The organism is Moorena sp. SIO4G3 (assembly GCF_010692305.1).
GTDB lineage: Bacteria > Cyanobacteriota > Cyanobacteriia > Cyanobacteriales > Coleofasciculaceae > Moorena > Moorena producens_A.
On the sequence record NZ_JAAHIG010000306.1, the window covers coordinates 1 to 10589 of the forward strand.

Annotated in this window: 8 protein-coding genes and 2 pseudogenes; 3 read left to right on the forward strand and 7 right to left on the reverse strand. The window is 43.0% G+C overall.

From position 1 onward, the window contains the following. Window positions 1–179: 179 nt before the first annotated feature. The 3 genes from F6J99_RS34065 to surE all read right to left on the reverse strand — a co-directional run bounded on the left by F6J99_RS34065 (window position 180) and on the right by surE (window position 1766). Window positions 180–314: a hypothetical protein gene (locus F6J99_RS34065; protein ID WP_293119755.1), complete on the reverse strand. Its 135-nt coding sequence runs from the start codon at window positions 312–314 to the stop codon at window positions 180–182. Between the two features lie 52 nt (window positions 315–366). Continuing rightward, window positions 367–681 (reverse strand): hypothetical protein, encoded by a 315-nt coding sequence (locus tag F6J99_RS34070; RefSeq protein WP_293119757.1) that lies wholly within the window; start codon window positions 679–681, stop codon window positions 367–369. 272 nt (window positions 682–953) lie between these two features. Further along, a complete protein-coding gene (surE, locus tag F6J99_RS34075) occupies window positions 954–1766 on the reverse strand; it encodes a 5'/3'-nucleotidase SurE (protein WP_293119759.1) in 813 nt (270 codons plus the stop codon). A 171-nt stretch (window positions 1767–1937) separates the two neighbouring features. On the opposite strand from surE, the gene pheS reads away from it, so the two are divergent. Beyond that, window positions 1938–2939, forward strand: coding sequence for a phenylalanine--tRNA ligase subunit alpha (gene pheS, locus F6J99_RS34080; RefSeq protein ID WP_365974829.1), 1002 nt, complete (start codon window positions 1938–1940; stop codon window positions 2937–2939). Window positions 2940–3014: 75 nt separating this feature from the next. Here the strand turns inward: pheS and F6J99_RS34085 are convergent, their stop codons facing one another. From F6J99_RS34085 to F6J99_RS34095, 3 genes and pseudogenes are all read right to left on the reverse strand, one after another. Beyond that, complete coding sequence (locus F6J99_RS34085; RefSeq protein ID WP_293119761.1) at window positions 3015–3230, reverse strand: hypothetical protein; 216 nt, start codon at window positions 3228–3230, stop codon at window positions 3015–3017. 87 nt (window positions 3231–3317) lie between these two features. Next, window positions 3318–4064: a 2-phosphosulfolactate phosphatase family protein gene (locus tag F6J99_RS34090; RefSeq protein ID WP_293119767.1), complete on the reverse strand. Its 747-nt coding sequence runs from the start codon at window positions 4062–4064 to the stop codon at window positions 3318–3320. 181 nt (window positions 4065–4245) lie between these two features. Then, window positions 4246–5925: pseudogene (locus tag F6J99_RS34095) on the reverse strand (glycoside hydrolase); the annotation flags it as partial. 144 nt (window positions 5926–6069) lie between these two features. On the opposite strand from F6J99_RS34095, the gene F6J99_RS34100 reads away from it, so the two are divergent. Then, complete coding sequence (locus F6J99_RS34100; RefSeq protein WP_324611096.1) at window positions 6070–6300, forward strand: NifU family protein; 231 nt, start codon at window positions 6070–6072, stop codon at window positions 6298–6300. 364 nt (window positions 6301–6664) lie between these two features. Here F6J99_RS34100 and F6J99_RS34105 read toward each other — a convergent pair whose 3' ends face one another. Next, window positions 6665–8401 (reverse strand): EAL domain-containing response regulator, encoded by a 1737-nt coding sequence (locus F6J99_RS34105; protein WP_293119763.1) that lies wholly within the window; start codon window positions 8399–8401, stop codon window positions 6665–6667. 1640 nt (window positions 8402–10041) lie between these two features. Between F6J99_RS34105 and F6J99_RS34110 the strand changes: the two are divergent. Continuing rightward, a pseudogene (locus F6J99_RS34110) lies at window positions 10042–10589 on the forward strand (hypothetical protein); the annotation flags it as partial.

The following is a 10589-nucleotide window of genomic DNA, read 5'->3' on the forward strand; positions in this document are numbered from 1 at the left end:
TGTCACCAGCAAATCCACTGGAGCAAGTCGAAAGACTAGGATATCTAGGAGCCGTATGAGGCGAAAGCTTCACGTACGGTTCTGAAGGAGAGGTGCTCCCCTTAATAGGGGACATCGACTCTAACAGGTGTAAAGGTTAAAGGTTAAAGGTTAAAGGTTAAAGGTTGAAGGTGTAAAGGTTAAAGGTTAAAGGTTGTTTGGTTGTTCGCGTAGCGTGGCCGAAAGGCCAAGGTTGAAGGTTGTTCGCGTAGCGTGGCCGAAAGGCCAAGGTTAAAGGTTGTTTGGTTGTTCGCGTAGCGTGGCCGAAAGGCCAAGGTTAAAGGTTAAAGGTTAAAGGTTAAAGGTTAAAGGTTAAAGGTTGTTTGGTTAAAGGTTAAAGGTTGTTTGGTTGTTCGCGTAGCGTGGCCGAAAGGCCAAGGTTGAAGGTTGAAGGTTGTTCGCGTAGCGTGGCCGAAAGGCCAAGGTTGTTTGGTTGTTCGCGTAGCGTGGCCGAAAGGCCAAGGTTGAAGGTTGAAGGTTGTTCGCGTAGCGTGGCCGAAAGGCCAAGGTTGAAGGTTGTTCGCGTAGCGTGGCCGAAAGGCCAAGGTTGAAGGTTGTTCGCGTAGCGTGGCCGAAAGGCCAAGGTTGTTTGGTTGAATAAAAAAAAGTAAAATAAATAAATAGTTGACTAGTTGGTTTCACCTTTTTCTTTCTTTAGCTATTGCCAAGGGGTCTTACAATTACCAAGAATCTCATCAATACTTGCTTCAATGGTTATAGAAATCCGCCGACTAAAGTTGTCACAGCATGGGGGCTTTTTAGCTTATTTTTGAGGGTTAAACGGTCATTTGCATTTCTGTATAAAAACAGTAAAGTTGCTCATTTGTAAATATAAATTAAGAAAATAAACATTTTTCAAAACTTTATTCTTCATCCTTCATCTTTCATCATTAATCTTACCCTACAAGGGACGCCTAGGGCGAACATCCTTCATCTTGACCTAGTTTCAACTGCTGCAAGTGATATACCCTAGGAGTATCAGTAAGGTTATATTGCAAAGGGGTGATGCTAATGTAGTTGTCGCGAATTGCCTGAACATCCGTAGGGATATCTTGAGGTAAGTGAATATGATCGGGTTGTTCAATATCCTCAATAACTTCACCAGCTAACCAGTAATAGATTTTGCCTCGGGGATCAACTCGTTTCTCAAAATTCTCAATGTAACGACGAATCCCTTGACGGGTGATCGCAATCCCAGCTATGTCTGAGAGCTTAACAGCTGGCACGTTCACATTGAGTAATGTTGTTTCCGGTAAGGGTTGCTTGGAGAGCTGATTTACGAGAGTTTTCGCAAACGAAGCGGCTACTTGAAACTCCTTTGAGGTGTAGGTGGCTAGACTGAAGGCAATGCTGGCAATCCCTTCGATTACCCCTTCCATAGCGGCTGAGACAGTACCAGAGTAGAGGACATCAGTACCGAGGTTAGAGCCATGGTTAATGCCAGAAAGCACTAAATCTGGCGCGCTATCCATTAATGCCCACAAAGCCAGCTTTACACAGTCTGAAGGGGTTCCAGAACAAGACCAAGCAGTAACCTTGGGATGAAAGATGTGATCTATAACTTCAGCACGGATCGGGTCATGGAGGGTCAAACCGTGACCAGTTGCTGAGCGCTCTCGGTCAGGACATACTACGGTAACATTATGCCCCGCTTCAGCGAGGGTGTTGGCAAGGGTACGCACACCAAGGGCAAAAATACCATCATCGTTGCTGATGAGCAATTTCATGAGATAAGATACTGCAGCCAAAGATAAAAGTCGCTGTTCGATTCTAATCTGAAATTGATATACTCTAAGACCGTCTACCCCACTCACCTGACAATTTTTTAAGTAAAATGAAACAGTCCTGCATACAATGACAGGGGTTTCCGGTTCTTCTCTTACAACCTAAAATTACTGATGACAAGCCTCAACGAGATTGAGACCCAACTAGCTACACTCAAAGAAGAAGCAACCATTGCGATCGCTTCTGCTGATACCTTGGAAAACTTGGAACAGTTGCGCATTAATTACCTAGGCAAGAAAGGGCAACTGTCTCAGATATTGCGGGGAATGGGTAAGTTAGCAGCAGCAGACCGACCTAAGATTGGTGCGATCGCAAATGTTGTCAAAGAAACCCTCCAGCAGAACCTAGAGCAGAGGCGGCAAGACCTGAAAGCAGCTGAAATTCAGGAAAAATTGCGATCAGAAACCCTGGATGTGACTATGCCAGGGGTATATCGTCCCCAAGGTCGAATTCACCCCCTCAATAGCACCATTGATCAGGCCTTAGATATTTTTGTTGGTTTAGGCTACACCATTGCTACTGGCCCAGAGATGGAGACAGATTACTATAACTTTGAGTCCCTTAATACTCCCCCTGACCATCCAGCTCGGGATATGCAAGATACCTTCTACTTGCCTGATGGTAATTTGCTGCGTACCCATACCTCTTCGGTACAGATTCGCTACATGGAAAACCATGAGCCACCGATTCGGATTGTGGCACCTGGTCGAGTTTATCGACGGGATACGGTAGATGCTACCCACTCTGCAGTGTTCCATCAAATAGAACTGTTGGCAGTGGATGAAGGGATAACCTTTACCGACCTCAAAGGAACCCTTAAGGAATTTTTGGAGGCAATGTTTGGAGAAGAGTTAGAAGTGCGTTTCCGTGCCAGTTATTTTCCTTTCACTGAACCTTCAGCAGAGGTGGATGTGCAGTGGAAGGGAAAATGGTTAGAAGTGATGGGTTGCGGTATGGTTGACCCCAATGTACTCAAGGCTGTAGGCTATGATCCTGAAATTTATACAGGTTTCGCTGCTGGTTTTGGAGTAGAACGTTTTGCCATGGTGCTGCATCAGATTGATGATATTCGTCGATTGTATAACAGTGATTTGCGCTTTTTGAGGCAGTTTTAGTATTGATTAGCGTTACTGGTACATTCAACGAAACTCTGATTCATCAGAACTAAGCAATCACAAACTAAACCACAATCATCCAAAGGATAAGTTAACTATATAGCGTTGCTTATCCTTTTGATATCGCCATGAAACTGATTCTGGGTCTTTATCCTGACTCCACTGCTTAAAATCAGCTTGGTCTCTTAATTCAGTGAGTGTTGCTGGTGCCACTCCTAATCGTTTAGCTAAGTCTTCTTCACTTAGTCCTTGGAGAAATTCGCTAAGTGAATTAAATTTTGGTGAGTCCATTGCCAAAAATTAGAGGATATCTGAAAATTCAAAAATAATTCCGTACCCAAATTAAAACAGAAAAAAGCTCTCGTTATCTGCTAAATTTTACCTTTTAACTGGGTTTTTCACCAAAACCCCTGGTTCTTTCTGAATCGGTAAAGCGTCTAATACATCGGTTTGAGCGCAATACTTTAAATCTTCATGACCATTGAGCCGCAGCAGGCGTTTGCCGTGACTAGCGTGATAGAACATCTCTAGTAATTTATCTTGCCACTGGGAGTAAAGTGCGATCGCACCAATTACTTCATCATTACCAGCCATGTCATCCACTGAGTTTCCAGTTTCTTCCATAAGTCTTTGACTAATCGCCCCAGCACAAACTGTGTCTTCTAGGGAGTAGGCTCCTTCCCAACCTGACCCCACTAGCCAAATAGTATCTGGTTTGTGGGTCAGTAAATACTCCACTGCTGCCACACGATTCACTAAGGCCGCGGCTAGGACTACTGGGGAATTTTGGACACGCTGTAAAGCACGGGTACCGTTGGTGGTACTGATGAATAGTCGCCTTCCATCTACTCGCTCAGGTGTGCAAATTAAGGGCGAGTTACCCATATCACAGCCCTCTACCATTTTACCACCCCTTTCCCCAGCTCGTAGCCGTTTGTCAGTGGGCCATTGTTCGCTGATTTGCATTAACTTGTCGATATCACTGAACACTTGCACCGCTTCAGCACCAGCATTTAAAGCTGTAGCCATGGTCGTCGTGGCTCGCAGGACATCAATTGCGATCGCACAGTCTGGTAAGGTGTCTTTCGGAGTTTCTTCCGGGGTGTGGTAGATAGATAGCTTCACGGCTTGGATATAGTTGGTTTCTGGACTGCTGAAATTTTCCTTGACATAACTAGCCTGATTAATCTTGCCGATTAAACCAGCCAGCCTAATGGCAGCCCAATTTATCGGGCACGACAGCCACAAATAATAGTATATTAGTTAGCCGGTTCAATCAAGGTACCTGAAGAGATACTAAGGGGTGTTTGAGATTAGGTGGCATTGGCTCATTCAGTGCTCGGTAAATCCCCGACAAATGTTCCCGGAACAGCTGGTCAAAGACGGCATCTTGGTTGGACGAATGACCCTCACCAAACCACCAAAACCAGTCAGAACCTTCTGCTGCATACAAAGCTTCCCAAACTTCTGGATTATTTTCTTCCGTGGCTTCTGGATGCTTGGCTAAGGTTTGTCGTGCTTCACTTAGTAAGTCCCAAGCTCGATTCTTGACTGGGTCACCAATCCAAGTGGTGAAGCTACCATCTATCCAGGAGCCACTATGTAGTTGACTTACCGGAATAGTTTCTGTAGGGGAAAATTGTTCAATAAACTCAGAAACCGTTACGAGTTTGATATGACGATGATCACTCAAAGTTTGATAGAGGGATTTGAGGAAGGGTAAACCATCTTCGGAATAGTTTTCCCAGCAATTCTCTCCATCTAAAGCAATCGTGACTAGCCAAGGCTGTTCTAAACCGCTGCATGCCTCAGATTGCTGGGGTTTCGAGGTGTCAGGGTTAAACTCTGCGATCGCAAGGGAAGCGCGAATCCCCTCTAAATGTCCTACCAAATCAGCCGTTGCCTTAGTCGGCGACATTGACCCATAGGTAAAGCCAATCAAATCTGATAAGCGGTGGTCTCGAAACACAATCGCTAGGTCTTTGTGTTCTGTTTCTAGACGATAAGGGCGGTAAAGTAACTCTGGTTCGGTAACATTCCCCCTCTCATCCCGATGGAAACGGTGGTTGATACTGCAAGCCAATACTAATTCATCAGAGCAGATCCAATTAAACCCAGCTTCGGCAATGTAAGGTAAAATTTCAGGACTGACTGACTGTTCGGAAGGCCATAGCCCACGTGGAGCTCGTCCAAATTTTTCTGTATACATCTGCCAAGCCTTCTGGAGGTGTCGGGGAATATCCTCCTCCCACTGAAATCGCTGTTGGGGTAGACTCATCTCAGGAACAGCTACATGACCAGAATTCGTATCCACTAACAACGGTAGAATAGGGTGAGTATAGGGACTTGTAGTTATTTCCAGTTGACCAGCATCTTGCATTTTCCGGTGCTGGGGGATGATGCGGCTGAGGATTTCTCGTTGCTTGGAGTAAATGCGCTGTCGGTCTGACAAAGTGAAGTTTCGCCCCTGCTCTAACCATCTAGCAATATCGGGATCATCCCAAAACAACGGATCAATCCACGCTAGGTTATGCCATGCTAGTAGGTCGCTGTAATCCTCTAATGTCCAATTGTTTAGGCACCACTCTTTCCCTTGATATTGGCGGCTCTCATACAGTTCCCGATAGCGGGGATGGGGGTCAATCAGGGTGTAGTGATTGGCATCAAAGAAATGTTCGATAATAAATTGCTTCTGGTGTTGAGTCAGTTGTTCAGTGGAGGTTAGCGCTAGGGTCAGATAAGGATCGAAAGCAGTACCATCAATGTAATCTTCTAGTTGCAAAATTAGAGTTGGTACTAGATTCACCGTTTGATGCAACTTAGGGTAGCTCTCTAGGAGCAGCACCAAATCTAGGTAATCTTTCGTGCCATGTAGGCGTACCCAAGGTAGATGATATTGGCCTGATGCCACCGAGGCACCCTTGTGGGATTTATAAATCGGTTGGTGCTGATGCCAGATAAAGGCAACGTATAGAGGATGAGACATGGTGCGATCGCTATCCTAAACCTTAACCATGATATCGGTCATCAGTCATCAGTCCTTAGTCATTAGTCATTTCTCACAGAAAGCTACCATTAACATAGTTATCATGAAATTACAATGTAGCTGAGGTTTATTATGTCAGAAACAATGGCACTCACTCCAGAAAATGTTGAAACAGTCCTGGATGAGATGCGTCCTTACCTGATCGCTGACGGTGGTAATGTGGAGCTAGTTGAGTTAGATGGTCCGACTGTTAAATTAAGACTCCAGGGAGCTTGCGGGTCTTGCCCTAGCTCTACCATGACCCTGAGAATGGGGATTGAGCGCCGCTTAAGGGAATTTATCCCTGAAATCGCTGAAGTGGAGCAAGTAATCTAAGCGGAATACTCAGTTAATTACTGCGGAGTGCTGAGTTTTTAGGCGATTATACTTGCTCTGATCTCGATTGGAAACAGTAGGGGCACGCTCAGATCGTGTCCCTACAAAATGTCTGTCTTCCAAACCATTGATAATGGCTATAACATTTACATTGTATTTGTTAATATAATCCCTGAGGTAAAGCCTTACATGGAAAAGGAAAAAGGCAAGATATAATAAAGTATATAGGGAAGTTAATCGGGATTTTGGGTAATTTCAAATAACTGTAATTATTTTTAACAATTAATTTTAAAATCCTATAGAAGGTATTACTAATTGCTAATCAATTTAAGAAATTAAAAAACTAATAAATTAAACTAATAAATTATCCCAGATAAGAGAGTGAAAGCCTTTTACCAGTACTAAGCAATTCTGTGAAGGTTGGAGCCGATAATGGAGGACTGAAGCAATAACCCTGAATTTCATCACACTTATGACCACACAGGAAAGCCAGTTGGCTAGTTGTCTCGACCCCTTCCGCCACCACCTTCAACTTGAGACTGTGAGCCATTTGCAAAATCGCAGTCGTAATGGCTTCGTTTTTGACATCCTCTGTAAGTTGGCAAACGAAAGAACGGTCAATCTTTAACACATCAAAGGGAAATAGTCTCAGATAGCTCAGAGAAGAGTAACCGGTTCCAAAATCATCAATGGAGATCTGAATACCAAAGGACTTTAACCGTTTTAAGGTAGCGATCGCATGGTCTGGATTCTCCATCAGGGTACTTTCGGTTAATTCCAATTGCAAATATCTCGCTTCAAGTTCGGTTTCTTCAAGAATTGCTACGATGGAGTCACTGAGATTGGGTTGATTAAACTGATGTCCCGATAAATTTACAGCGATTTGTACTGGGGACAAGCCTTGAGTTTGCCAGAGTTTGGCTTGGGTACAGGCTTTTCGGAGTACCCACTCTCCTAGAGGCACAATCAAACCAGTTTTCTCAGCTAGGGGAATGAATTTAGCTGGAGAGATTGCCCCCAATTCTGAATGATACCAACGGATTAAGGCTTCTGCCCCCTCGATTTCTCCAGTTTTCAGATTTACTTTGGGCTGATAGTGAACTTGAAGTTCATCCTTTTGCAATGCTTGGCGCAATTGTAATTCTAGCCATAGGGCTTGTTGGGATTTGTCACCAATCGAGGCAATATAAAATTCGTAAGCCTTCTGTCCTTTTTGTCCAGCATTTGCTCTGGCTCGGTTGGCATGGGTGATCAGGGTATTTAGATCAAGGGCATCCCTACCAAAGCAGGCAATCCCGATTCTAGGGGTCAGGACAATCTCATATTCTCCTATAGTAAAGGGTAAGGATAAAGCATCGATCAGTGTTTCCGCCATCAGCCCTATCTCTATCTGGTTAATGGTAGTAGCTAGCAAGATCACAAATTGATCCATCCCTAACTGAGCCACCGTATCCAGAGGTCCAACCCTACCAAGAAGTCGTTTGGCCACTGCCTGAAGTAACAAATCACCATTAACAGGGCCTAAGATATTGTAGATCTGATATAGTTGGTCAAAGCTTAAAGACAGCACTGGCAGACGACGATAACGTCCCTGTCGTTGTATCAGTAGTTGATTAAATCGCTCTTCTAGCAAAAGTCGGTTCGGTAAGTTAGTAAGCTGGTCATAACGGAGTAGATAGTCCAGTTGAGCTTGCACTTTTTTCAGTTCAAGATGATGGCACTTGGTTTGATAAAGTCGTTTTTGTAGTCGAGTAGCGATCGCATCTAGCAATTCCTGGCGCTTAACAGGCTTGATCAGATAATCATCAGCCCCTAACCTCATGCCCATACGCCAATCTGACCAGTCAGCTTTGGAGCTGAGGAAAATAAAGGGAATCGCAGCAGTGATGGGATGTTGCTGTAGAGTCTTTAAAACACCATAACCATCTAGCTGAGGGATAATTATATCACAAATAATTAAATCTGGCTGCTGGTTTTGAGCAAGCTTGACTCCACTGCTACCGTTGTCACTACTAATCGTTTCGAACCCTTCTGCTCTGAGCAGGGTGAGGAGGTTCTTCCGAATTATTGGCTCGTCTTCAATTACTAGAATCTTATTCATACTGGTTTGGACTTAAATCAGGTGTAGTGGACATAAAAGGTGACCTTGAACAGGGCCCAAGCGAAGGAACAGCGTAAAGATAGAACGAGGTATTTCAAGACTGCAAGGGATCGCCCACAGTCGGAGCACAGTAAGAACACCAGGTTTCGTTGGTGTAGCTGCGTTTCGGTACGGGTGTCGGTTACTAACTCAGTAGTATTGGCAGTATGTTACCTAGACTTGGTATCAGTAATGAGGTAAGCAGATACTTCATGATTGTTTTCTGTTGGTAGTTATTTGGAGCTATTAACTGAGTATATTTGTATCTTAATTTACTATAAAATTTTCTTTATTTAAATAAAAAAATATGCTTATCTTTGATAATTAAGGGGTAATATAGGGGCGGGTTTGTATAAGAATTAACAATTATCATAATGTTCACACAAACTTCACATTTTTTTAGTTTTATTAAAAAATACTTAATGAATAACTATTGCTAGCATGGCGTTTATTCGACCTTTTAAAAAAAGTCAACCTTATCACTAGCTTGTGTCAATAAACATTTGCATACAATGCGTTAAAGCAAGTGTAAGTATTTTAAAGTATTTTAATTAAATTCGATTATGATTAATTAGCGATTAATCAGCCGTCAAGATTTATGAGCTATCCATCCGGTAGTTTTATCAAAACTTATGGGATAATTGGACTATAATTCAGCATAATTTTGCTGAATTTGGTAGATAAATACTATGATAATCATTAACATAGAACAGTTAAATTGATAGCTTTTCATGTAGAGGCTGATTAATAGGCATTAGCACTAAGCAGGGATCCACCCTGATTGCCCCGCAACCAAGCTCGAAGCGCGGTTAACCGTTAACCCTCAGTCAAGCCTCAACATCACCCTGTAAATTTTGCTGTGCCAATTAGATGGTTAACAACTTACTAAGCTTACTAAGTGGGTTTATAAACGATTTGTAAACACCCAGAAGGCCAAAAGTTATTGTAGTGCTGGTCTATTGTCCGTCTGATCGTTCACAACCTATTTATTTTGGCTATATAATTATTGAATTTTAAGTAATTTTTATTCCAATAACTCATAGAGTTAATCATTAGAATTTTCCTCACACCTAAACCACGATATTAGTTATTAATTAATCTATTGTTACCGAAGTGGTGGATTAGCGCATCAACCGTATGACTAAATAAGTATGGGCATAATCACTTAATTTAGCTTAGATACGTTATAGTTAGTTTACTTACGCCCTTCGATATAGCTAACATCACCCACCTTGACCCTGAAGTCATACCTATAAGTCATACCTATCTGCTGCTGTAACCCCCTTTGATTAGCTAGTTATAGCAATGACTCCAGTACTATAACCTGCTATTAGAAAAAAAAAGCAACTAAAGGAAATATTTAGTACTTATGGCTGATAGTTTACGACCTATTACGTATTTTTACATATGCACTTCAGGATGACTACTCTAGAAAATCCGTTAAATCTCGAATGCCGAAAGCAGTTTAGGTGAGTTTTCCTAGATATTGAAGGCTAGCCTAGCTTACAAACAAGCTACTAGCTAACAACCAGGGTCAGTATCATCCTAGACCCAGGGACTATATATATATCTTTGTGTTCTCAATTTAGGAAAAATTCTCCATGGCTCAACGAAAGTCAACGAAGCTTCGTCGTAGATACTTACGACCATTAGTCAGTGCTTCCCTCATTCTCGGTAGTTTGTTTCAGCTGGCAGTACCTGTATTTGCTGAGGGAACTGATGCTGGTGTACCGATTATTAACCAGTCGGAAGCTACCTATGAAGACCCCAACAATCCAGGGGTTACCATCGACGCGACCTCAAACACTGTGATCGTTGAGGTGGCTGAAGTTGCTGGTTTGCTGGTTCAACCTGATGGTGTTAATGACGTCAACCTAGGTAGTATTGCTACTGGTGATACCTTGCAATTTGACTTCGTGATTACCAACATTGGTAACGAAGACACCAATATTGCGATTCCTGGTCTTGATAACATCGCCATCACTGGTTTAGATACCGATCCTGCTGCTCCTACTCCTATTACAGTGACAGCTGACTTGGATGGGGATGGCACTTTCGAGACAACTATTCCAGCAGCTGGTTTTACTACAACCACTCCCATTCGTGCTGATCAGAGCATTAAGGTACGGGTTGAAGGTACGGTTATTGT